We start from the raw sequence: 24,546 nt of genomic DNA on the forward strand, positions 1-24,546 counted from the left end.
ACAGGATGCCGGAAACCCAGGATCGAACGGCCGAACATGCGGCGATATCCATGCGTTGGTTTACACAAAAGTGGGTCATCAGGGCTTTGCAGCTGGTGGTGATGCTTTTTGGCTTCATTACCTTGGTGCTCTATACAAGCAGCATTCCCCGCTATTATGAGGAGCTCGTTTCCACTTGTATTTTGAACGGCTGCGGTAATTGGGTCGTTGCCATGCCCCTGGAAAATGCAAGCCATATCAGTCTGTCGCTGGAAACGTATGGCGTATTGTTCGTTCTCATAGACGTTACGTTTACGTACGTGTATTATGCGGCCGCGATCCTTATACTTTGGAAAGGCTTCCGGGAACCAATGGCGCTGTTGGCTGCATTGGCGCTGATCTCGTTCGGCACTTCGTTTCCGTCCCTTACCTCCGTGGCCTCGCAAGGAACGGTGCTGCTTAACCATTGGTTTATGATTGCAGCTACGTTCGGCTGGATCGGACTGTCCCTGTTGTTTCTGTTGTTCCCTAACGGAGCCTTCGTCCCTCGATGGACGATTTATACATTTGTGATCATCGCAGCGGTGGATGTAACCAACTTTTTTTTCAACGGGAGCATTTGGAATGAATTCGATCTTCCGGTCGTTTTGCAGTTTCTATGGTATATGTCCTCGAATCTCATTCTGATTTATTCGCAAATATACCGGTTTCGCAAAGTATCGTCCCCGGCGGAGCGCCAGCAAACGAAATGGGTTGTGTACGGGCTATCCGTCGGCATTACGGGATTCGTTATCATGAGTATTTTGTTTAATCCCGGACTGAATAACGGAAGCGCATTAACTTACGTGTATCTCAACGGCATTCTCAATTTGGTGCTGCTCTCGATCCCGGTCACGCTGACCTTGGCAGTGCTGAGGCACCGGCTGTGGGACATCGACCCTTTGGTCAACCGGACATTGGTCTACACCGCGCTGACCATATGTGTAGCAGGCATTTATATTTTTTCGGTGTTTTACTTGAGCAGGATATTCGAGACCAAGGATAACTTGTTCATTTCTCTGGCTGCGACCGCCGTCGTGGCGGTTGCGTTTGCTCCGTTGAAGGAGAGGCTCCAAAGACTGATTAACCGGATTATGAAGGGGCGGCATGATGATCCCTACTCGGTGCTGCTGAAGCTGGGCAATCAGCTGGTTCAGCCGCTCCCGCCGGAAGCGATGCTGGGAGCCGTAGCCGAGACGGTCAAAGAATCGCTCCGGCTGCCTTATGCCGGAATTTCGATCGGGGTCGGGGGCCAGGATACACTTGTTGCCTCGGCAGGGGATCCGATTCACGAGGTGCTTCCTTTTCCGATTGTTCACGGAGGGGAACGGATCGGGACGCTGTACTTGTCCAGCCGTTCCCCGGGAGAAGCATTCTCCTCGGAGGACGGCAAGTTTCTCGATGTGCTGCTGCATCAGGCGGGGCCGATTGTGGAGAATGTGAACATGACGCTCGGCATGAAGCTGCTTGCGAAGGACTTGCAAGAGTCCCGGGAGAAGCTGGTGCTGGCCCGGGAGGAGGAACGGCGGCAGATTCGCAAAAATTTGCACGATGACCTGGCTCCGCGTCTTGCGGCGCTGGCATTGAATGCGGCTACTGCGGAGAAATACGTCGAGAAGCAGCCGGCCATCGCAATCGAAATGCTTGCCGACCTGCGGAAGGTGATCCGCTCGACCGTGGACGAAATTCGGACGCTGGTGCATGATCTGCGGCCGGCTTCTCTTGACGAGCTCGGCCTGATCAGCGCGATCCAGGAGCGGATCACGGAGCTCAACAAGCCGGCCCGCCTGCTGGCCGATGAGCAGGGAACCGCTCCGCTGAGCATCCGGCTGCTTGCGCCGCCTCCGCTTCCGGCGCTGCCGGCTGCGGTCGAGGTGGCCGCTTACCGGATCGTGACCGAATCGCTCGTCAACGTGATCAAGCACAGCCAGGCTACCGCGTGCACGGTTAAACTGCACGTGTCTTCCTCGCATCAGCTGGTGGTCGAGGTAACGGATAACGGTACGGGGCCTCATCCGTCCCATACGCAATTGCTGCCCGGCAAAGGAGGCATCGGCCTTGTCTCCATCCGGGAGCGCGCGGCCGAGCTGGGCGGCCACTGCACGATGGAACGGGTGGAATCCGGCGGTACGAGGGTGCTGGCGGTTTTGCCGATATCATAACAAAGTGGGGGATTGAAGTTGAGAGTATTAATTGCCGAGGACCATCCGCTGTTCCGCAGCGGTGTGCGAAATTTGCTTCAAACTACGGACGATCTCGATGTCGTAGGGGAAGCCTCCTCAGGGGAGGAGGCACTAGAGCTGGCGGATCAGCTGCGGCCCGATCTCATCCTGATGGATATCCGGATGCCGGGCATGAACGGCATTGAGGCGACACGGCACATTAAGGAGAAGCATCCTGCGATCGAAATTTTAATTCTGACGATGTTCCGGGATGACCAATCCGTCTTTACCGCGATGCGCGTCGGCGCCAAGGGCTATGTGCTGAAGGATGCCGACGAGGATGAGCTGCTGCAGTCCATCCGGATGGTAGGCAGCGGCGGGGCTGTCTTCAGCTCGGATATCGCAGGCCGGATGATGCATTACTTCTCCCAGCCTAAGGCGGTTCCGGCCGACGATCCTGCATTTGCGGAGCTGACGAAGAGAGAGATGGAAATATTGGAGCGGATCGCCGAGGGCGACACGAATGCTCAAATTGCCGCCAGGCTGCACATCAGCAACAAGACGGTTGCCAATTACGTATCGAATATATTGAACAAGCTGCAGGTCACGGACCGCAACGCAGCCAAACGGCTGCTGCAGAAATCCCGTGAGGATTAGGGCGTCAGCCCAAAGACCAACGATCGAATGCCAAATACCGAGAGGAGCTCTTCGTGAAAATGGATAATCGGGGAATCGAATGGGCGAAAAAAATTCAGGCGATCGCTCAAGCCGGGTTGACTTATTCCAGGGACGGCTATGACCTGGAGCGGTTTGAGGAGCTTCGGGCGATCAGCGTGGATATGATAGCGGCTTATGCCGATATGGAGATCGAGAAAGTGGCGGGGCTTTTTGCCAATGACAGCGGGTACTGTACCCCGAAAGTGGAAGTAAGAGCCGTAGTGATGCAGGGGGACGGGATTCTGCTGGTCAAAGAAACGCAGGACGGGGGCTGGTCGCTTCCCGGCGGCTGGGCAGATGTAGGGTACTCGCCGAAGGAGATTGCCGTCAAAGAGGTCAAAGAAGAATCCGGCTACGATGTCTGCCCGATCCGGCTGCTGGCCGTGCTGGACCGCAATAAGCATCCGCATCCGCCGTTGGCTTATCATGTATATAAGCTGTTTATCCTGTGCGAGCTAACGGGAGGCGCTGCGACAACGGGGATCGAAACAAGCGAGGTTGGTTTTTTCAAGAGGGAGGAGCTTCCTCCACTTTCGATAGACCGGATAACGGAATCGCAGCTGGACTTGCTGTTTCAAGAAGTGCGCCAGCCGTCGCCGCAAGTTCCATTGGACTAATTCATACATATTACGAGACCGGGAGGCGTTAAGCTTGCGAATAGAAACCTTAACCTTGCAGGGGACGACGGAATGGAATGAGGATGCTCTGGTGATCAATGAAGCCTTGGGGTTGTACGGGGTATTGGACGGGGCGACGTCGCTTCAGCCTTATCGCGGGCCGAATGGAGAAACAGGCGGATACTTGGCATCCCGTACGCTGAAGCAATTTTTCGAGGACCTGACTGTTGAGGATACTGCGAGCGACAGCCTGCTGCCCTATGTCGTTGAAGCGAATCGCCGGCTGCGCAGGCAGATGGCTGAAGCCGGTATCGACACGAACCGAAAAGACGCTTTATGGACCAGCGCTCTTGCCGTTATTCGCGTGAGGGACCGCTATATCGACTATGCTCAGGTCGGGGATTGCATGATTATCGCCCAATACGAGGATGGAACGATCCGGGTGCTGTCCAGGGATCAGGTGGCTCACATGGATAAGATCTCCAAGAACGCCCGGGAGGAAGGGATTCGTCAAGGCTTTACGACAAGAGAACAGCTGTGGGACATCGTAAAGCCCATCCTCTTGAATAATAGAACGCAAATGAACACGATCGAAGGCTACTCGGTCATGAGCGGAGAGCCGGAGGTGGCCGATTTCATAGAGTATGGACGAATCAACCGGATTCGGCTGAAATCCTTGCTGCTGGTGACGGACGGTCTGTTTCTGCCTTCGGATGGAGGAGCAGAAGGTGAAGGCGCGTCTCCTGTTGGAGGCAGACATGCCGACGCCTATGCGGAGCTGCTGTCCCGCATTGTCCAATCCTCGCTGGAGACCTATGCCCGGAAGCTGATGCAGCTGGAATCGGAGGACAAGGAGTGCCAGCGCTATCCGAGGTTCAAAGTATCCGACGACAAAACCGCGATCTGGATACAATTTCTTGGGTGAGGAAATACTATCCAGCAAGAAATGACGATATGACTATGAAATGGAAAAGGAACCCCGATATATGAATAAATCGGCTTTATGGCACGATCCCAAACAAAGAAAGCTGTTGTTCAGTGCCGGTTACAGCTGGATGTTCGATGCGATGGACGTAGGAATTATCTCGTTCATCGTTGCGGCGCTGGCCGTGGAGTGGAAGCTCGGCGCCCAGCAGGTTGGCCTGCTGACGTCGATAAATTCCATCGGCATGGCTGTCGGAGCCGTCGCGGCAGGAGCGCTCGCCGACCGGTATGGCCGGCGGGCAGTGCTGCTTTGGACACTGCTTATATTTTGCGCAGCGAACGGGTTATCGGCTTGGGCCGGCAGCTTTTTCGTTCTGTGTGTACTGCGGTTTCTGGCCGGCTTTGGGCTCGGGGGGGAGCTTCCGGTTGCCTCGACCCTCGTGTCAGAGTCAGTAGCTCCGAAGGAAAGAGGCCGGGCGGTAGTGCTGCTCGAAAGCTTCTGGGCCGTCGGCTGGATATTGGCTGCGCTGATTGCGTATTTCATCATTCCTGACTACGGCTGGAGAGCGGCCTTTGTGATTGGGGCACTGCCCGCCTTCTACGCTTTGTATCTTCGGAGAGCCATCCAGGACTCTCCCCGATTTATGGAGCAGCAGACCCGCAGGCTGTCCTTCGGCGAACGCGTCCGGTCGGTATGGTCTCCGGAATACCGGCGCTATACCGTAGCGCTTTGGATCCTTTGGTTTACGGTCGTATTTTCCTATTACGGCATGTTCCTCTGGCTGCCGACAGTGATGGTCCTGAAGGGCTTTACTTTGGTCAAGAGCTTCCAATACGTCCTCATCATGACGCTGGCGCAGCTGCCGGGCTATTTCACAGCTGCTTACCTGATTGAGAGGTATGGCCGCAAGTTTGTGCTGGTTACTTATTTGCTGCTGACTGCAGCAAGCGCCATCTGGTTTGGCAGCGCGGAAACGGAGGGAGGCTTGATTGCGGCAGGGATTCTCTTATCGTTCTTCAACCTAGGGGCCTGGGGAGCGATGTATGCGTACACGCCGGAGCTGTATCCGACCTCCATCCGGTCGACCGGCGTCGGACTGGCCGCTTCCTTCGGCAGGATAGGGGGCATTATCGGCCCGTATCTGGTCGGGATGCTGGTGGCTAGGCATACGGGAATTACATCGATTTTTATCGTATTCTTCTTTGCCATCGTGATTGGCGCCCTGGCTGTGATGATCTGGGGAAAAGAGACGAAGGGAACGGATCCGGATCAAACGGCGGCAGGAGCATGACGGTTCGACCAACCGCCATGCAGAGCGATTAACGCACGCTTGGGATTGCGCGGATTGGACAGATCGTTGAAACGATATGTGCCGTATGCTCCGCTTTCAAGGCATGTCTGGCAAGGATGAGATGAATACCGGCTTTCAGACGGGATAGGGAGTAAAGAATCAGCGCCAAGCACAGAGTAGAACGGAGGGGGGCAGGTGTGGGGTGGAGGAGTGGAGCATCCGCCCTTGAAACTTGTGTTCTACCGCTGCTTGGATGGATTTAAGGAACACGAGTTTCAACAGCGACCCGAACCTCCTACCTGACTCCCTCCTGATCCACAAACGTATAGGGTTCACCGAAGGACGCCGTAAGGCGTTCTTCTCATTTTAAACTTCAATAGAAATGATCGATTTATGGATAGAAAATCGTGATTATCCTCGCATTGACGGCTTTCCTGCGCGGTGATAAGGTTAATTACAAGTCAATAACCAACTAAAACAATGCGATTTATAAGAATTGGAGGAGGGGCCGACGATGAGCACACACATAACTGCTGCTGCAGAGGATATCCGCAGTACGGATGCGGAGCAATTGATCAAGGAGCTCAGTCAGGAGCTGGGAGCACTGTACGATTCAGATGGAAGCGCCGGTTTTCAACCTTCGGATGTGGAGGTTCCGCGTTCCGCTTTTATTATCGCGCGTTTGAACGGCCACCCGGTCGGCTGCGGGGCACTTCGCCCTCTGGATGAGGAGACGGTGGAGGTCAAGCGCATGTATACGCGAAGCGGCTTCCGCCGTCAAGGGGTCGCCCAGGCGATTCTGGCCGAAATCGAGCGTTTGGCGGAGGACTTCGGCTACAGCCGGATCAAGCTGCAAACCGGACCGAAGCAGCCTGAAGCGGCTGCGCTCTATGAACGGGTAGGCTACTACCGCATTCCAATTTATCACGGAGATTGGGACCGGGTGCTGGCTTACCAGAAAGATATTCAACCTAAGCCATCCGTCAAAACGCGATGAGGGAGGCTCATTCATCATGAAGTTTGCCCTATTCAGCCTGATGAGCAACCTGCCGAATCCCGTCACAGGGGAGAGCCTGACGACACAGCAGAAATTTGCCAACGTGCTTCAGCAGGCCCGACTAGCGGAGGAGCTTGGCTTCGATGCCTACGGCGTCGGGGAACGGCACGGTGCGCCTTTCCTGTCTTCTTCTCCTCCGGTTGTGCTGACGGCGGTGGCGGCAGCAACCTCAACGATTCGCCTCCTCACGACGGTCACGGTCCTCAGCGTCCTCGATCCGGTTCGCGTGGCGGAGGATTATGCGACGCTGGATCATTTGTCCGGGGGAAGGCTTGAGCTGATCATCGGTAAAGGCAACGATCCGCGCCATTATCCGCTTTTTGGCATTACGGAAGAGGAGCAATGGGCATCCCTCGCCGAGCGGTATTCACTTCTCAAGCGTCTTTGGACGGAGGAAAACGTAACCTGGCAGGGGCATTACCGGCCGCCGCTCGAGAACGTTACGACCCAGCCGCGCCCTTATCAGCAGCCAATCCCAATATGGCATGGCAGCGCATCGAGTACAATCTCTACAGAGCTAGCGGCCAAGTATGGGGAGCCGTTATTCTCGTCCAATACGTTCCACCCGCAGGCCAAATATAAAGCGCTCATCGACCATTATCGAGAGCGGCTCGCTTATTATGGCCATGACCCGGCTCAAGCGGTCATAGGCGCCGGTGCAGGCAGCCTGTATTTGGCGGACACGACGGAGGAAGCCATCCGCCGGTACCGTCCTTATTATAATGCGTTTCATGCTACGGCATCTGCACAGCATAATCAGTCTCCATTCAAGGACCTTGAGGATAACCTGGAAAATGGGCCGATCCTTGTGGGCAGCCCGGACCGTGTGATCGAGAAGATCCTGAACTATCACAAGGCGTACGGACATCAAGTGCTCAGCATCAGCGTCGATGGGCTGACCGAAATGGAGCAGCGGGAACAGGTCGAACGCTTTGCCCGCGAGGTCGCGCCGGTGCTGCGCCGGGAAATCCCGAGCGCCGTATGGAGCCGTAAGGTGTCCCAGCCGCAAGGGCCTTTTGTTCTACAAGCTTAGCTTTTGCTCCGGCCTGAGTCCTCATGGACCCCTGAGAGTTACATGGCACTGCTATTGCCCCTTTGTTCCGCATGTTAACAACCAGCCAACGCCGCAACGTGAAAAAGATCGCTAACCATCCGGCCAAGCTTGCCGGATAGAGCGATCTTTTTTTAAATTAGCTTACGAATGAAAATCTTGTCCTGAACGAACTTCTTTAACATGTCCTGCGCGAATGACAAAATCACCGAAGTGCTCGCCTTCATGTCGTTCTTTAGCGTACTGGAAAATGATCGGTCGGAGTGACTCCAGAATCTCGGTCTCCCCGATATTTTCCTTGTACAGCTTATTCAGCCGGTTGCCGGCGAAGCCACCGCCCAAATACAGGTTGTATTTACCAGGTGCCTTACCGATAAATGCGATTTCGGCCAGCATCGGTCGAGCGCAGCCATTCGGGCAGCCTGTCATACGAATGACGATATCGTCTTCACGCAAACCAGCCTCATTCAGCATCGGCTCAATTTTATTCAGCAATTCAGGCAGGTAACGCTCCGCTTCAGCCATCGCCATTCCGCACGTAGGCAGCGATACGCAGGCCATGGAATTTCTTTGCAGCGCGGTGTGGTGAACGCCATCGGAAAGACCGTATTCTTTAATTAAATCTTCGATTTTTTTCTTCTTTTGACTGCTTACATTACCGATAACCAGGTTTTGGTTCGCTGTAAGCCGGAAATCGCCGGTATGAACCTTCGCCACTTCTCTTAAACCGGTCATCAAAAGATAGTCGCCTTCATCCTTCACGCGTCCGTTCTGGATAAACAGGGTATAATGCCATTTGCCGTTGCTTCCCTTCACCCAACCGTAACGATCCCCATTATGCTCGAAATAGTAGGGGCGTGCCGCTTCAAGCTCCCAGCCTAACCGGCTGCTTAATTCCTTGACAAACCACTCGATGCCGCGGTCGTCAATCGTATATTTAAAGCGCGCGTGCTTCCGGACAGCCCGATCCCCATAGTCACGTTGAATCGTGACGGTTTTCTCTGCGACCTCAACGACCTGCTCCGGTGTGCAGAATCCGATCACTTGGGCAACCTGCGGGTAGGTTAGCGGATCGCCATGGGTCATCCCCATTCCGCCGCCCACTGTAACGTTGAACCCTTTCAAGCGGCCTTCCTCAATGATCGCGATGAAGCCCAGATCCTGAGAGAAGACATCTACATCATTGGATGGAGGTACTGCCATACCTATTTTGAATTTGCGCGGTAAATACACTTTACCGTAAATAGGCTCTTGTTCTGCTTCGCTGTCCTGGCTATCCACGACTTTCTCGCCATCAAGCCAAATTTCATGATAAGCTCTGGTACGCGGGTCAAGATGGGTGCTGATTCGGGTTGCCCATTCGTAAACCTCGGAGTGAACCTCGGATTGATACGGATTGGGGTTGCACATCACGTTACGGTTAACGTCACCGCAAGCGGCCAGCGTGCTCAGGAGCGCTTCATTTACTTCCTTGATCGTCTTCTTCATGTTCCATTTGAGCACGCCGTGCAATTGAAACGACTGACGGGTCGTCAAACGGATCGTGCCATTCGCATATTTTTGCGCAATACGATCCATCATCAGCCATTGATCTGTAGTAACGACGCCGCCTGCGGCGCGTACGCGCAGCATGAATTGATAAGCCGGCTCCAGCTTTTGTTTATGACGCTCATTCCGCAAATCCCTGTCATCCTGCATGTAGCTGCCGTGAAATTTCATAAGACGATTTTCATCTTCAGGGATGGAAGCTGTAATGACGTCCTCAAGCGTTTCCGCAAGGTTACCCCGGAGGTAATTGGTTCTGCGTTTGATCTCCTCCACATCACTGTGCGGCGCGCTGTTGGGTGAAAGTAAATTATTATCTGACATACGGCTTTCTCCTCTCGAAATCTTCGGGAATCTCTATTAGTAAACGTCCCGCTGATAACGTTTTTGCTGTTGCATACGGGTCAAATATTCCACTGCTTCATCCGAGCTGAAGCTGCCCTCTTGTTCAAGGATGGTCAACAAAGCTTCATGGACGTCATGCGCCATTTTCTTCTCATCGCCGCATACATAAATATGGGCACCTTCCAGCAGCCACTGATAAAGCTCCTTGCTCTTTTCAAGCATCCGATGCTGAACGTAGACTTTCTTATCCGTATCGCGGGAGAAGGCCACATCCATCCGTGTCAGGACTCCTGCCTTCAGCCAACGCTGCCATTCGATCTGATAGAGGAAATCGGTTGTAAAATGCTGGTCTCCGTAGAACAACCATGTTTTTCCCTCCGCACCAATTTCCTCTCTTTCTCCCAAAAAGGCACGGAATGGCGCAACGCCGGTGCCGGGTCCGATCATAATGACAGGCGTATCCGGGTTCTCAGGAAGCTTGAAGTTCGGGTTATGCTGAATGTATACCGGCAAAGTATCCCCTGCATGGATTCGTTCAGCCAGCTGAACGGAGCAGACGCCGTATCGTTCTCTGCCTTGCGCCTCGTATCTTACGGCACGAACGGTAATGTGAACCTCACCCGGTACTGCTTTGGAGCTGCTCGAAATCGAATACAGACGGGCGGGCATTTTTCTCAGGATCGGTAAAAACTCGCTTGCAGTCACGCCTCCAAAAGGATAATCCTGAACCAGATCCAATACATCCCGTTCTTTGATATAGGCTTTCAGGTCTTGTTCGTGCCCCGGTGCTACCAGTTCTTTCAGAGCGCTGCCCGAAGTCAGCTTCGCCGCTTGCTCGAGCAAAGGCTTTGTCAGCACCGTAATTTCATAATGACGAAGCAGGGCTTCTTGAACGGTGCTCTTGTCGCCTTGTTTATTCAGGGTCACAAGCTCATTGGCGTTCCAGCCCATTGCCGCGATCAGCTCGCTGACAAGCTGAGGATGGTTTTCGGGATAAATGCCCAAGCAATCGCCCGGCTCGTATTGAAGATTAGAGCCATCGAGAGATATTTCAACGTGGCGGGTTTCCCGATCGGAGCCGCGTCCGTTCAAATTCAAATTTTCGAGGACCTCGGCCTGAAACGGGTTCGTTCTGGAATAGTCCGATGCGGTGCCATTCTCGGCCGCCGGACCGGAATCGCCTGGAATGGAAACGGCGTCCGTCGTTTGCCCCAGCGTACTTAACACGTTTTTCATCCACTCTGCCGCAGCTTCGTCAAAATCTACGTCGCAATCGACACGGTCTGTAAGACGCTTTGCTCCAAGCTCTTCCAAACGCTGGTCGAAGTCCTTGCCCGTTTTGCAGAAAAACTCGTAGGACGTATCTCCCAGAGCCAGCACGGAAAACGATAAGCCCTCCAGTTTTGGCGCTCTTTTGCTGTGAAGAAACTCATAGAAGGGAAGCGCATTATCCGGCGGTTCTCCCTCGCCATGCGTGCTGACTACGATAAACAGGTTTTGTACCTTCTTTAAATTATTGGTCTTAAAGTCGCTCATCGAGGAGAGGGTGACATTCAGGCCGCGCTCTTCCAGCTGTTTGGACAGCTTCTTGGCCAAGCCCTGGCTCTTTCCGGTTTGCGATCCGAAGAGCACCGTGGCCTCCTTGGGCACGACCGCCGAGCTCGTTGTTACAACGGCTAGCGGAGCGTTGGAGGACGCCTGTGTTCCGGCTGCGTTAAGAGCTGAGAAATAGCCGCTCAACCAGATTCGCTGCACTTCGGTTAGCGTAGGCAGCAGGCGATTAAGCAGTTCAGCCTGCTCCTGATTAAAAGGACTGTTTGTTACTTGAAGTTCCAACAAGATTCACCCCACCTATCATGTAATTACGAATTCCTAGTATTCTTATATCAATTATTTATTCGCTATATAGAACCTAACACAGCCGCACGAACAGGTCAATTAGAATGACCTTATAGGATCTATAAGGAAACCTGATATAAGCGGCTTATGCATCGATTTGGACCAAAAGGGCGTAGTAAAACGCCATGGGATCGGCGGTTATACTGTCGGTCATCCCCGGCTGCAATCGCCTTGCGGGAGGTCGCGGGGAATCAGGGACAGCATGGAAGCGAAGGAAACAATTGACCTTTAGGTTTATTTGTCATACAATTGAACAAACGGACAATAAACATAATTGAGTGGTGGAGCGCATGGCAGGCAATCACAATGAGCTACAAATGAGAGGCATCAAGAGGGAGACCATGTCGAAGCAGGTCGTGGATCAAATTATCGGGCTGCTGCGAAGCGGCCAGCTGAAGCCCGGTGATAAGCTGCCGACGGAAGCGGAGCTCAGCGGAAAGCTGTTCGTCAGCCGTCCCGTGCTTCGCGAAGCCTTGAGCTCGCTGGAGACGATGGGAATGATTCACCGTAAAACACGCGAGGGCACTTATTTTGCCGATAAAATCGGCAGCAAGCCGTTCTCCATTATGCTGGCGCTATCCGCGGGGGACATTCCTGCGATTATGGAAGCGCGCATGGCTTTGGAGCTTGGCTTGGTGACCGTCGCAGCGGAGAAGATCTCGGAGGACCAGCTGGCACAGCTTGAAGAGCTTCTGCGGTTGATGGCATTGCGGACCAAGGATTACGTAGATCTCGACAAGGAATTTCACCGAACGATTGCTTACAGTGCAAACAATCCGATTCTCGAAGGCAGCATTGATCCGCTTCTGAACATGTTTGACGAAACGCTGAGCCAAATTGCTTTGACGGACCGCGACCACGCGATCACTTTGCAGGAGCATCAGGTTATCTTTGAGGCTTTGCGGCGAAGGGACGCCGCGGGTGCATTCAGCGGTATGTATGCCCATCTTAACCATGTCAGGGCGAAGGTCATGAAGAGACTGGCAGAGAGCTGATAGCTCAGCTCAATTCAGCCCAAAAACTTTTTAGCGGAGGAAAGGTGGTATTCCTATGACAGCAAGCAATTTGAAAGCGCCTACAGGTATTCTCGGTTTTCCTGTGACGCCTATGGATCCGAATGGCAGCTTGAATGTGATCGCTTTGGAAGCGAATATCCAATTTTTGATCGACAATGGATTATCCGCGATTTTTATCGGCTGCGGTTCCGGGGAATTCCATGCAGTCAGTCCGACCGAATACCGGACGATGGTGGAGACGGCACTGGCAGTCGCCAAAGGCAAGGTGCCCGTGTATACAGGTGTGGGAGGCAACATCAGCCATGCATTGGAGCTCGCCCGAATATCGGAAGCTGCGGGAGCCGACGGCTATCTTATTCTGCCTCCGTATTTGATTGAGCCGGAGCAGGAGGGGCTGTATCAGTATTTGAAGACGGTTATCGACAGCACCCCGCTGAACGCTATCCTCTATCAGAGAGACAACTGCGTGCTGACTTTGCCTACGCTGCAGCGGCTGCTGGAATATCCCCAGCTTGTCGGGTTCAAGGACGGGCTCGGTCACATGGAAACGAATATTGAATTCACTCAGACGATCGGGGACCGGCTGGGCTGGCTGAACGGCATGCCGATGGCCGAGGTGACGATGCCTGCTTATGTAAATCTGGGCTTCCGCTCTTATTCTTCCGCGATTTCCAACTACATTCCGCACATTTCTGCCATGTTCTATGATGCGCTGCTGAAGCAGGACAAGGAGCGGCTCAACGAGCTTTATACGCACGTCATATTGCCGATTAACCGGATCCGCAGACAGAGAAAAGGGTACGCTGTGTCCCTCATTAAAGCCGGGATGGAAATTGTCGGCCTGCCTGTAGGAACTACCGTCAGACCGCCGTTAATCCCCGTCGAGAAGGAGCACTACCAGCAGCTGGAGCGCATAGTGAAGGCGGCCTTCGAACGTTTTCCCGTTACCAAGTAACGCACCTACATTCACCGTAATCCAGGAGGGAACATGAGCCATTTTACCGCAAATGAAACCTATCGCAACTTTATGAACGGGCAATGGAAAGCATCGGTTACAGGGCAAACGGAAGCAAGCCTCAACCCTGCGAGAACCGGCGAAATCGTCGGTTACATCCAAAAATCGAACGCGCAGGATTTGGATGAGGCCGTGGCGGGTGCAAAGCAAGCGCAAAAGCATTGGCGGAAGCTGTCGGGAGCGGCACGCGGCGACATGCTGTATAGAGCGGCAAACGCACTGGAACGCCGGCTGGATGAGATTGCGGAAACAATGACGCGCGAAATGGGCAAGACGCTGCCGGAGGCCAAGGGCGAGACCGCAAGAGGCGTCGCGATTTTGCGCTATTATGCGGGGGAGGGGCTGCGTTCTGTCGGGGACGTGATCCCGTCTACGGATAGCGAAGCGTTGATGTTCACAACCCGCGTACCGCTTGGCGTTGTCGGTATCATTACACCATGGAATTTCCCAGTCGCCATACCTGTATGGAAAATGGCTCCCGCCCTCATTTACGGGAACTCGGTTGTGATCAAGCCGGCATCCGAGGCGGCCGTGACGTGTGCCAAGGTAATCGAATGCTATGAGGAGGCGGGATTCCCTGCCGGGGTTGTGAACATGGTCACCGGGCCGGGCTCTGTGATCGGTCAAGGTCTGGCTCAGCACCCGGACGTGCAGGCCGTTACCTTTACCGGCTCGAATGAGGTTGGCAAACGGATCGGACAAGCGGCTCTTGCGCGGGGCGCCAAGTACCAGCTCGAGATGGGCGGGAAAAATCCGGTCATTGTTGCTGACGATGCCGATCTGGACTTGGCGGTGGAAGCGACGGTGAACGGGGGACTCCGGTCTACCGGACAAAAATGCACGGCCACGAGCCGGGTCATCGTACACCGCGAGGTTTATGAGTCTTTCAAGCGAAAGCTGCTGCAGCGAATCGGGCAAATTACAGTCGGGGACGGGATGAAGGACGGCGTATGGATGGGACCGTGTGCCAGTGAGCATCAGCTCCGGACGGTCCTCTCGTATAGCCGGAAGGGGCTAGAAGAAGGCGCGGTGCTTTTGCATGGCGGCAAACGGATCGAAGGGGAGGCCTACGACGGCGGCTATTTCGTGGAGCCTACCGTATTCGAGCAGGTAGCGCCGCATATGGCGATAGCAAGGGAGGAAATTTTCGGACCGTTTCTTGCTCTGATGAAGGCGGACACGATGGAGGAAGCAGTGGAGCTGGCAAACGATGCGGAATTTGGGCTGAGCGCCTCCATTTTTACTTCCAATATCGGCCGCATGCTGTCGTTCATCCAAGAGATGGATGCCGGACTGATCCGAATCAACGCAGAAAGTGCAGGCGTGGAGCTGCAAGCGCCATTCGGCGGGATGAAGCAGTCGAGCTCCCATTCCCGCGAGCAGGGGCGGGCGGCGATTGAGTTTTTTACATCGGTGAAGACGGTGTTTGTGAAAGGCTAGGCGGATTGTGAACTAACCATACTTAATGACGATTAGGGGTTGGTACGATGAAGGAACCGTTGACCAATGACAGCCTGGCAGGTACGCCGCTCGTTACGGAGATGCGAGTGGTGCCTGTTGCGGGTCATGACAGCATGCTCCTCAATCTGAGCGGGGCGCACAGTCCCTATTTTACAAGAAACATCGTGATCCTGAAGGATAGTGCCGGTCGGACGGGCATCGGTGAGGTGCCTGGCGGCGAAAGCATCCGGCAAACGCTGGTTGACGCGCAGCCGTTGGTTATCGGGCAGCCGATCGGCAGCTACCATGCCGTGCTGAACGCGGTGAAGCGCGGGTTCGCCGATCGGGATGCGGGTGGCCGCGGGCTGCAAACCTTTGACCAGCGCGTTACAATCCATGCGGTGACCGCTTTGGAGGCGGCGCTGCTGGATCTGCTCGGACAGTATCTCGGCGTGCCCGTTGCCGCGTTACTGGGGGAAGGGCAGCAGCGCAGCCAGGTGGAGGTGCTCGGTTATTTGTTCTACATCGGGGATCGGAACAAGACCGGTCTGTCGTATGTCAGCGCTCCGGATGCGGAGGACGAATGGTTTCGGCTGCGCCATGAGGAAGCGCTTACAACGGATTCGGTTGTGCGGTTGGCGGAAGCGGCCCATGATCGGTATGGCTTCAATGATTTCAAGCTGAAGGGGGGCGTGCTCCGGGGCGAGGAAGAGATGGAAGCGGTGACGGCATTGGCGCAGCGGTTTCCGCAGGCCCGGATTACGCTTGATCCGAACGGGGCTTGGCCGCTTGCGGAAGCTGTCCGGCTGTGCCGCGGGCAGCAGCAGGTTCTGGCTTACGCCGAGGACCCGTGCGGAGCGGAGCGGGGCTACTCCGGCCGCGAAGTGATGGCGGAATTCCGCCGCGCCACGGGGCTGCCTACGGCAACGAACATGATCGCGTGCGACTGGCGGGAGATGGGACATTCCATCCAGCTGCAATCGGTCGATATCCCCCTTGCCGACCCGCACTTTTGGACGATGCAGGGGTCCGTCCGGGTGGCGCAGCTGTGCGATGCGTGGGGGCTTACCTGGGGATCGCACTCTAATAATCATTTCGATGTTTCGTTAGCTATGTTCACTCATGTCGCTGCCGCGGCACCGGGTCAAATTACGGCGATCGATACCCATTGGATATGGCAGGATGGGCAGCGGCTGACGAAGGAGCCGCTGCGGATCAAAGGCGGTAAAATTACCGTCCCGGATAAACCGGGACTCGGGATTGAAGCGGATATGGGGCAAATTGAGCTTGCCCATCAGCTGTACCTGCAGATGGGCCTTGGGGCGAGGAACGACGCCGCCCAGATGCAATATTTGATTCCCGGGTGGACGTTCGATCCCAAGCGTCCTTGTCTGGTGCGGTAGCAATGGAGGGGACATGTTCTTTTATTGAAATGGGGAAACCCCTCAGCAGATTTGACTGCTGAGGGGTTTCTATTTAAGCTGCGAGGCAAAGGTGACCATGCCGGGCATCGCCGCTGCGTGCTGCTTTGGGCCTAGCAATCGCCGACTGCGAGTCTACGCAGAGGGGCGCCTCGACGGCCTGCTGCACATGGCCGTGTGCTGCTTAGGGCTCAGCAATCGCCTAGCGGCAAGCTCACGCAAGGGAGCGCCTCGACGGCCTGCTGCCCATCGCTGCGAGCCACACAAAGGGGCGCCTCCGCAGCTCTGTTGCATGTGACTGTGCTCAGCACCCCTATGCCGGGTGCCTGAGCGTTCTTTATGCATCGGCCTTCGGAGCCGCTTGCAGCTCCTGCCAGTATTGGCACAGCGTCGCAATGCCTTTATCGAAATTATCAAGATGAAAGTGCTCGTTCGGCGCGTGCATATTTTCGCTTGGCAGGCCGAAGTCCATCATGACGACGGGTGCGCCCAGCACCCGGGAGAAGACTTCGACGATCGGAATCGAGCCGCCGCTGCGTATGTATACCGGGGCTGTGCCGAAGCCTGCCTCGTACGCGCGGGATGCCGCATGGATGTAAGGATGCTCCGGCGAGATATAGAATGGCTTCCCTCTGTGCGTTTGCTGCACCTTGACGGTGACGCCGGCCGGCTTGAACTTTTCAATATGCGCCTCGATCCGCTTCATGATCTCATCCGGGTCCTGCTGATCGACCAGACGGCAGGAGATTTTGGCCCCCGCGGCGGATGGAACGATCGGCTTCAGCCCTTCCCCCTGATAACCGCCGTAAATCCCGTTAATCTCCAGGGTGGGCCGTGCCGTAGTCCGTTCCAGGAACGAAAAGCCTTTTTCGCCGGTCAACTCGGGCACCGCAAGCTCCTTGGCCGTCTTTGCATCGTCGAGCTCAAGCGCGCGGAACGCTTCCCGCTCGATGTCGCTAAGCTCGTTCACGCCCTCATAGAAGCCTTCGATGGTAATATGCCCATCCTCATCGCGCATGGAGGCAAGTAGCTGTACGAGCGCAGTGGCGGGATTCGCTACGCCGCCGCCGAATAGCCCGGAGTGCAGATCGTTCTTGGCCCCTTGGATGTCGATTTGGAAGCCGCACAAGCCCCTCAAGCCGTAGCAAATCGAAGGTACGCCCTCATCGTGCATCGGGCCGTCAGAAATGACGATCGCATCCGCCTTCAGCAGCTCGGCCTGCTCCTGCAGAAAGGCGGGGAGACTCGGACTGGCGATTTCCTCCTCGCCTTCAATGCAAAACTTCACATTCACGGGAAGCTCACCGATCGTCTTCAAAAAAGCCTCGACTGTCTTCACATGGGTATACAGCTGTGCTTTATCGTCGGTGGCGCCGCGTCCGTACAGCTTCCCGTCGCGAATGACCGGCTCGAACGGAGCCGTCGTCCACTGCTCCAGCGGGTCTGCCGGCTGCACGTCATAGTGCCCGTAAATTAATGCCGTAGGCTGACCGGGAGCATGGAGCCAGTCGCCGTAGACGACCGGATTGCCTGCGGTAGGAAGCACCTGCACGTTGTCCAGCCCTGCCTTGCGAAGGCTGTCCGCCAGCCATTCCGATGCTTTTGCCATATCAGGTTTATGCTCCGTGCTTGCGCTCACGCTAGGAATACGGACGAATTCGATCAGCTCCGCCAAATGACGGTCCCGATGCTCCGCCAAATAGGCGCTTACTTTGGATTTGGAATCCATACACGAACGTCTCCCTTCAAAATTGGATACAGCCGGGTCTAATTGCATTGTAATCTAAAGCTGTGGCTATAAAATAAAGTGCTCGCCCGGATGCATGACTCTGCCCTCGATGCCGCGCGCGCTTAGCAGCTTCGCAAAAGCGGCCCCGTCCTGCTGGATCAGCTCGAACGTATTATAATGTACAGGGACAACCTGCTTGGCTTGCAGCCATTCCGCTGCATCCGCCGCATCCTCCGGTCCCATCGTATACAGGTCCCCGATCGGCAGGAAGGCCAGATCAATGGCATTCCGTTCACCGATCAGCTTCATATCGAGGAACAGGTTCGTATCGCCTGCATGCAGAATCGTATGACCGTTCCAGCGGATGATGAAGCCTGCAGGCATACCGCCGTAGATGATCTCCTTGGTCTCATGATGGATAACAGCCGAGCTGTGAAACGCCTGAACCATCTGCACTTCAGCGTAACCGAGCGAAATGCGTCCTCCGATGTTCATGTCCTGCGCCTTGACGCCCTGCCAGCTCATATATGTGGCGAGCTCATGAATGGCAATCAGCGTAGCGTCGTTCGATTTGGCAATCTGCGCCGCATTCTGGATATGATCACCATGGGCATGGGTCAGCAGCACATGCTGGACACGGATGGCATCCGGGTCCGCAACGGCGACCGGGTTATCCGACAGGAACGGATCAATAATGAGCGAATGCTCGCCATCCGACAGCTGGACACAAGAATGTCCGTGATACTCGACTTTTAACATCCAATCACCTCGTATTTAGAATGAATACCCTATTCTTCATTATAATGGACAAGTAGAGGACCGTTCAAACGAGGCCGTAACGTCTTGTCCTCACGAGAGCTTTTCAGTATGATGAAAAAGTGATCGGGTTCATTTCAGGCACGGGAAACAAACCGCTTAAAACACATATACAGTGAAAGCGAAGATGGTGGGGGTCACATGAAAAAAAGAATAAGCCGCAAACATTTTCGGCTTAGATTAGATGAGATGGTCGCTACGCTTCGTCATGAAATCATTTCTGGAAAGCTTGCCGTCGGCAGTTATTTGCCGTCCGAGAGCGATCTGGAGCAGCGCTTCGAGCTCAGCAACGCTTCGGTGCGCAATGGGCTCAAGGTACTGGTGGACGAAGGGCTCATTGAGAAAATTGCCCGGGTCGGCAATCGGGTCACCTGTCCGGCTCCAGACCAAGGCACGGTCATTAAATTCGGTTACGTCCATGACATCGCCGATTTGGTCGAGATGGACACGCTGCTTGCCGAGTTCGGACGGCAGCATCCGCATATCCAGGTGCAGCCTGTGGAGCTTCCCTCCGGCAGCTATTCCAAGACGCTTCAGGATTATATGCAATCGGAAATACTGGATGTTGTTCTGATGAACAACAACAATTTTCAGGATTTTGTAGAGAACGGCTGCACGGAATTATTGGAGAGGATCGAGCCTGTTGAGGATTGTTCCACGTTCCTGAATAAGCCTTTTCAGCAGGGAGACGGACTTTGCGTCCGGCCGTTTATTTATTCTCCGGTCGTTTTATGCTACAACCGGAAGCACTTTGAACAAGCGAACGTTCCGGTGCCTGACAGCAGCTGGACCTGGCGGGAGCTGCTGCAGTACGGGCGTCAGCTTGCGGTCAAGAATGAGCATTTCGGCTTTTACTTTTATTTGCCGTCCCGCAACCGATGGCCGATCTTTATGCTGCAGAGCGGTGAGGCGTTTCAGGCCGATGCCGAGGGACAATATCATTTGCAGAGCCGAGGCCGGCTGCTCGGGAGCCTGGAAACCTGCAAGGATTTGCTGGAAATGACCGATGTATTTCCAAGAATATTATCGGAGAGCGACGCGGATGCCGAGGCCCTGTTTGTGAAGGGAAAAGTATCGGTCATCATGACGACCTACTATTTCCTTAACCAGCTCCGCCAATCGGATATCGTCTTTGACGTTTCCCCGCTGCCAGGACTGCAGGATTCAAGCACACTGCTGATTGTGAATGGCCTGGCTATCAGCAGCAGGTCGTCGAACAAAGACGCGGCAAGGCTGTTTGTCGATTTTATGACCGGCTATGAGACGCAGCTCTTGATCCGCAGGCGGACTTTGAATATTACCGCAAGCCGGCGGGCGATGGAATGGGATGGGGAAGAGTCGATTTACCGCCCGTCGCGGTTTTATATGTACAGGGAAATCTTCCCGACGCTGCGCCTGATTACGGAGCTAGGTCTAAGTAATGCCCAGCTCAAAGCGATACAGCGGGATATCATGCTATTTTTATCGGGACTTCAGGATGGAGAAGACTTGCGGGAGCAGCTGGAATCGGTGCTGAGTCAGGTATCGCAGGCTTAATGGAAGGCAAGACTAGTCGAAGTTCGACAGGGGAATAGGCGGTGCTTTTTCCACAATAGAAGCTATAAGCCTCCGAGTTCATCGAATGTTAAAATTGTATTTGGCGATACAACCAACCATAGAACGCGGTCGCTCATCTTGAAAGGCCTCGGAACAGAAAGACACGAGTCGTTGATTTAACGCGGTTTTTGAATTGAATAGTCGCCGATTCTAATTTGTCTCCCACTGAATAATCCTGTCAGTTCGCGAAACAAGTCCGTCGTATTTTTTTGAAAAAGAAAAAGACCACAGGTGTCGTATTTCCCCCGCACGATATTTGTATAAAGCAGGAAGCCGTAGTTTCTGAGGAGACACTTTTGTTTAATCTTAACACGGCTGCCGATACATGTCGGCAGCCGTGTCTTTGTGGTTTATTGAACTATAGTGCCCGTTAGCGGACTACACCTTAGCTTCCCACTCACTTTTACCAAGAGTGTAATTGCAAAACTATCCTCCCGTTACTTCAATAGCCTGACGATGATTCTCGTCAGCCTGGCGTCATGATGCTATCGTTTACCGTTAGCTGAAAAGTCGATCGAATATCTCAGGTTCAGTCCTAGTTTTTTCGTTCTCGAATTTGCTAATAGTGGTGTTGGTGTTCTCCTCTTAAGCGACAAGACTAATTAAATTGCCATCGGGGTCCTTTACAATCGCGTAGCGCTCTCCCCAAGGCGTATCCCGTGGCCCGCGATGTCCGATATATCCATGTAGCGTCAATTGGCGGTACAATTCATCCAGTGCTTCGCGACTCTCAAACTGGAATGCGAGCTCTATTCGATATCCGACAGGCTCTTCCCAGCCGTCCAAAATGACCTGCGCCGACTCCCATGTGCCGAATGCCAAGCGAATCCCGTTATGCTCCACCTCAACGTGATGTTCTTCGTTGGCGCTTTCCGGTATTTCGAATCCCAACATACGGTAGAAATCCAAAGCCCTTTTCATCTGTTCCACGAAAATCGCGACTCTTTTTAACTTAACCGTCATCCTTCGTAACTCCCATCGTTGTAATTTATTTTTCACCCCCACTATATCAATTGTACCGATTGTCAAAATAGTAAAAAACGGACTTCTTTATCCCTTTTTAGTCAGTCGTTTAAGAGGCAATCCATAATAACGCGTAAAGGTATTGGCAAAATGAGACTGATCGTAGTAACCGTATTTCAGCGCAAGATCCGTCAAGCTGGAATAGTCTCCCCTATAAAACTCTTGTAGTATACTTTGAAACCGGACGATTCCCAGCATTTCCTTTGGGCTCAATCCGAATTCCCTATCAAAAGTCCTTCTTATGTGCCTTTCGCTGAAATTTACCTTATCCGCCAGATTCGTTACGGAAAGATTCCCTTTGTAGAGATACATATACTGCATGCTTTGGTACACCAAAGAAGGAGTAGGCATACCGCTGTCATTCAGCATTTGGCATAATTTATGCTCGACAATTTCAATGATGTCCGAGGTTGTCTTAGCGGTCAGGATTTCTTCGACCCAGTACAGCCCTTCAAGGCCCCAGACTTCTTCCAGAAAGACATGATGTTTCATAAACGCAGAGAGGGGGAATTTTAATATATCCCGGGCCGATTCCGAATAAATCCGAATACCGAATATCGAACGAGCTTCAGAGAAATGCAAAACTTCAGATTGAGTCGCCAACCCTACGACATAGGCGGCCTTCCGGCTTGAAGGAGAAAGAAGATCCACAACGATATCGACGCAACCATCCGGTATGATCCGATGCCATTGATGCTCCGGCACGGGCTGAAAATCCATTGTCCAAAAGGAAGCAACATGCGATTCCAAGCGGCGACTTGGCGTATATTCCCGGCAACGGTACCAAGGGCGATGCAATTCCGGCTGCAGTATGGGAGAATGTATAGGTCGATAGGGATGAGTCATCTTAACCTCTCCTTGTCCACGATATTTTGTCCATCGCTCTTATTATACTTCAGTTAATCGAAATGAAAATTCACTTCTCCCAGTGCAGCAACATCGAACATATGCGCATTGCAAAATCCGGCCGCTGTGGCCGGATTTTTGTTGAGCTATCGTGCCCGTTAACTTACTCTTCCGTCAGTCTACCAGTTGGCAACTTGTCCATTTTCGCATATGCGGGAAAATAACTCATCTCAACGACGGAAATGGGCTTTATTTGTTCTATCTCCTTGTGATCTTCTAAAACTTCGTCTTGACTTTGGTCTGAGGATGCCTTGCGGGGTCTCCCTTCTTCCAGTTTTATGTCAATAAAATCAACAATCTGCTGAAGTGAGGAGATTTGATTTACGATATTTTCGCGGTGACTTCTTAATTGATCCACCAGTTCGGGATATTCCGCGGAAGCATTGTCGGCCGAGGCCGCCAAAAATGGCCTCATAGCCTCAAGCGGCATTCCCGTTTTTTTGAGGCAGGATATTAGCTTGATCCTATAGATGTCCTCTTTTCGATAGACGCGATGCCCGTTTTCCTTTCGTTCTGCCTGAGGCAGGAGCATGATCTTTTCGTAAAAACGGATCGTGTCCTCGGAAATTCCGGTTTGCTCAGCAGCTTGCTTGATGGTAAACGTTTGTTCTGCCATTGTGTCCCCTCCTGAAATTTCCATTTTGTGTATTATACATCTTGGAGCCGACTCCAAGTCAAACGTATTCCCCCACCCCTTATCCTTGGGCAGCTTCTTTGTTTCCGCACCTTGACTTGGATTCGACACCAACTTTTATTATGGGTTCTGACGGGGAGAAAATCCTGGTCAATAAAGCTAACTAAAGGAGTGGGCCTCTATGAACCCTAAATATCAACCTTTAATGGAGACGTTTCATTTCAAGAATGGTATCGAAGTAAAGAACCGCATTGTTCATGCGCCAATGACGATATCGTATTCCAGGCAAGACGGTACGATATCTGATGAGTTAATCACCTATTACGAAAGACGTTCGAACGGTGTTGGAATTGTTATCACAGGGAGTACAATAGTCACACCAAATAGCAGGGTTTTTGGCGGTGAATTGGCGGCTGATCATGATGATAAGATCCCGAGTTTACAACGCCTGGCAACAACAATAAAGAAAAGCGGGGCAAAAGCCATTCTGCAAATCTTTCATGGCGGTCGTGAAAGTTCGCCGGAAGTGGTATCGAACAGTGAGATTGTAAGTGCGAGTGCGGTTGCTAAAGAAGGGGGGAGCGTAATCCCTCGAGCACTCGAGGAAAAGGAAATTGGGGAGATCATTCGTGCGTTTGGCGCTAGCACTCGGAGGGCAATCGAGGCTGGTTTCGACGGGGTAGAGATTCACGGGGCAAATCGATTTCTTATTCAACAATTTTTCTCACCGTACACAAACCAACGCGATGATCATTGGGGAGGAAATATAGATAAACGTATGGCGTTTCCGCTCGCTGTTGTAGATGAAGTGCAAAAAGTGGTGGCAGAGTATGCCAAACAGCCTTTTCTTGTGGGATATCGGTTATCGCCAGAAGAAGAATGGACACCCGGTATTACAATGGCCGATACACTTAAATTGGTGGAAGTCCTCGCAAATCATAATTTGGATTATTTGCATGTCTCTTTAATGGACTTTTGGTCTAAGCCTAGACGTGGAGTAGAGGACAATCGCTCCAGAATGGAAATCATCTATGAGCTTGTCGGGCAAAGAGTTCCCGTTATCGGTGTAGGTTCGATCCACACACCTGATGAGGCGCTAAGAGCGTTACAATCGGGAATTCCATTTATTGCACTTGGACGAGAACTGATTATCGATCCAGATTGGGTTGAAAAAATAACTCTAGGTAAGGAAAACGAAATTCGTACGGAGTTAACATTAAATGATCAAGAAAAATTGGGGATTGCCGAACCATTATGGTTGAAAATCGTCCATACTCCGGGATGGTTCCCTATCGCAGATAAAGCGAAATGAAAAATGGTAAC

Annotated in this window: 20 protein-coding genes; 13 read left to right on the plus strand and 7 right to left on the minus strand. The window is 53.2% G+C overall.

The window, feature by feature from the left end:
• The first annotated feature begins 5 nt into the window (after nt 1–5).
• The 7 genes from CF651_RS05415 (at nt 6) to CF651_RS05445 (ending at nt 7,820) form a co-directional block, all read left to right on the plus strand.
• Nucleotides 6–2,180 carry a GAF domain-containing sensor histidine kinase gene (locus CF651_RS05415; RefSeq protein ID WP_179232695.1) on the plus strand — a complete coding sequence of 725 codons (2,175 nt, stop codon included), beginning with the start codon at nt 6–8 and terminating at the stop codon, nt 2,178–2,180.
• 18 nt (nt 2,181–2,198) lie between these two features.
• On the plus strand, nt 2,199–2,837 hold the full coding sequence (locus CF651_RS05420) for a response regulator (protein ID WP_245855717.1): 639 nt from the start codon (nt 2,199–2,201) through the stop codon (nt 2,835–2,837).
• A gap of 59 nt (nt 2,838–2,896) precedes the next feature.
• Nucleotides 2,897–3,514 (plus strand): NUDIX hydrolase, encoded by a 618-nt coding sequence (locus CF651_RS05425; protein WP_094013846.1) that lies wholly within the window; start codon nt 2,897–2,899, stop codon nt 3,512–3,514.
• Nucleotides 3,515–3,548: 34 nt separating this feature from the next.
• The gene (locus CF651_RS05430) at nt 3,549–4,439 is read left to right on the plus strand and encodes a protein phosphatase 2C domain-containing protein (RefSeq protein WP_179232696.1); all 891 of its coding nucleotides are present in this window, start codon (nt 3,549–3,551) and stop codon (nt 4,437–4,439) included.
• Nucleotides 4,440–4,500: 61 nt separating this feature from the next.
• Complete coding sequence (locus tag CF651_RS05435) at nt 4,501–5,730, plus strand: MFS transporter (RefSeq protein ID WP_094013848.1); 1,230 nt, start codon at nt 4,501–4,503, stop codon at nt 5,728–5,730.
• Between the two features lie 514 nt (nt 5,731–6,244).
• Nucleotides 6,245–6,727, plus strand: coding sequence for a GNAT family N-acetyltransferase (locus tag CF651_RS05440; RefSeq protein ID WP_094013849.1), 483 nt, complete (start codon nt 6,245–6,247; stop codon nt 6,725–6,727).
• Nucleotides 6,728–6,743: 16 nt separating this feature from the next.
• Nucleotides 6,744–7,820: an LLM class flavin-dependent oxidoreductase gene (locus tag CF651_RS05445; protein ID WP_094013850.1), complete on the plus strand. Its 1,077-nt coding sequence runs from the start codon at nt 6,744–6,746 to the stop codon at nt 7,818–7,820.
• A gap of 162 nt (nt 7,821–7,982) precedes the next feature.
• Here CF651_RS05445 and cysI read toward each other — a convergent pair whose 3' ends face one another.
• Entirely contained in the window at nt 7,983–9,707 is a 1,725-nt protein-coding gene (cysI, locus tag CF651_RS05450; protein ID WP_094013851.1) for an assimilatory sulfite reductase (NADPH) hemoprotein subunit, read from the minus strand.
• Nucleotides 9,708–9,743: 36 nt separating this feature from the next.
• Nucleotides 9,744–11,564: an assimilatory sulfite reductase (NADPH) flavoprotein subunit gene (locus tag CF651_RS05455; protein ID WP_094014098.1), complete on the minus strand. Its 1,821-nt coding sequence runs from the start codon at nt 11,562–11,564 to the stop codon at nt 9,744–9,746.
• A 353-nt stretch (nt 11,565–11,917) separates the two neighbouring features.
• Between CF651_RS05455 and CF651_RS05460 the strand changes: the two genes are divergently transcribed.
• From CF651_RS05460 to gudD, 4 genes are read left to right on the plus strand one after another with little or no spacing between them, the layout of a single operon-like run.
• Entirely contained in the window at nt 11,918–12,622 is a 705-nt protein-coding gene (locus CF651_RS05460; protein ID WP_094013852.1) for a FadR/GntR family transcriptional regulator, read from the plus strand.
• A 55-nt stretch (nt 12,623–12,677) separates the two neighbouring features.
• The gene (kdgD, locus tag CF651_RS05465) at nt 12,678–13,598 is read left to right on the plus strand and encodes a 5-dehydro-4-deoxyglucarate dehydratase (protein WP_094013853.1); all 921 of its coding nucleotides are present in this window, start codon (nt 12,678–12,680) and stop codon (nt 13,596–13,598) included.
• A gap of 33 nt (nt 13,599–13,631) precedes the next feature.
• Nucleotides 13,632–15,098, plus strand: a complete 1,467-nt coding sequence (gucD, locus tag CF651_RS05470) for an alpha-ketoglutaric semialdehyde dehydrogenase GucD (RefSeq protein WP_094013854.1) — start codon at nt 13,632–13,634, stop codon at nt 15,096–15,098.
• A 47-nt stretch (nt 15,099–15,145) separates the two neighbouring features.
• Nucleotides 15,146–16,501, plus strand: a complete 1,356-nt coding sequence (gene gudD, locus CF651_RS05475) for a glucarate dehydratase (protein ID WP_094013855.1) — start codon at nt 15,146–15,148, stop codon at nt 16,499–16,501.
• 355 nt (nt 16,502–16,856) lie between these two features.
• Here gudD and CF651_RS05480 read toward each other — a convergent pair whose 3' ends face one another.
• Together CF651_RS05480 and CF651_RS05485 are read right to left on the minus strand one after the other, a co-directional pair.
• Nucleotides 16,857–18,248, minus strand: a complete 1,392-nt coding sequence (locus CF651_RS05480; RefSeq protein ID WP_094013856.1) for a dipeptidase — start codon at nt 18,246–18,248, stop codon at nt 16,857–16,859.
• A gap of 66 nt (nt 18,249–18,314) precedes the next feature.
• Nucleotides 18,315–19,007, minus strand: coding sequence for a metal-dependent hydrolase (locus CF651_RS05485; protein WP_094013857.1), 693 nt, complete (start codon nt 19,005–19,007; stop codon nt 18,315–18,317).
• Nucleotides 19,008–19,205: 198 nt separating this feature from the next.
• Here CF651_RS05485 and CF651_RS05490 point away from each other — a divergent pair, with 198 nt between their 5' ends.
• Nucleotides 19,206–20,600 (plus strand): extracellular solute-binding protein, encoded by a 1,395-nt coding sequence (locus CF651_RS05490; RefSeq protein ID WP_094013858.1) that lies wholly within the window; start codon nt 19,206–19,208, stop codon nt 20,598–20,600.
• A gap of 645 nt (nt 20,601–21,245) precedes the next feature.
• Here the strand turns inward: CF651_RS05490 and CF651_RS05495 are convergent.
• From CF651_RS05495 to CF651_RS05505, 3 genes are all read right to left on the minus strand, one after another.
• The gene (locus tag CF651_RS05495; RefSeq protein WP_094013859.1) at nt 21,246–21,623 is read right to left on the minus strand and encodes a VOC family protein; all 378 of its coding nucleotides are present in this window, start codon (nt 21,621–21,623) and stop codon (nt 21,246–21,248) included.
• An 87-nt stretch (nt 21,624–21,710) separates the two neighbouring features.
• On the minus strand, nt 21,711–22,529 hold the full coding sequence (locus CF651_RS05500; RefSeq protein ID WP_094013860.1) for a helix-turn-helix transcriptional regulator: 819 nt from the start codon (nt 22,527–22,529) through the stop codon (nt 21,711–21,713).
• A gap of 163 nt (nt 22,530–22,692) precedes the next feature.
• Nucleotides 22,693–23,205, minus strand: coding sequence for a MerR family transcriptional regulator (locus CF651_RS05505; RefSeq protein ID WP_094013861.1), 513 nt, complete (start codon nt 23,203–23,205; stop codon nt 22,693–22,695).
• A gap of 199 nt (nt 23,206–23,404) precedes the next feature.
• Here CF651_RS05505 and CF651_RS05510 point away from each other — a divergent pair, with 199 nt between their 5' ends.
• On the plus strand, nt 23,405–24,535 hold the full coding sequence (locus CF651_RS05510) for an NADH-dependent flavin oxidoreductase (protein ID WP_094013862.1): 1,131 nt from the start codon (nt 23,405–23,407) through the stop codon (nt 24,533–24,535).
• Nucleotides 24,536–24,546: the final 11 nt, after the last annotated feature.

It is taken from the genome of Paenibacillus rigui, assembly GCF_002234615.1.
GTDB lineage: Bacteria > Bacillota > Bacilli > Paenibacillales > NBRC-103111 > Paenibacillus_S > Paenibacillus_S rigui.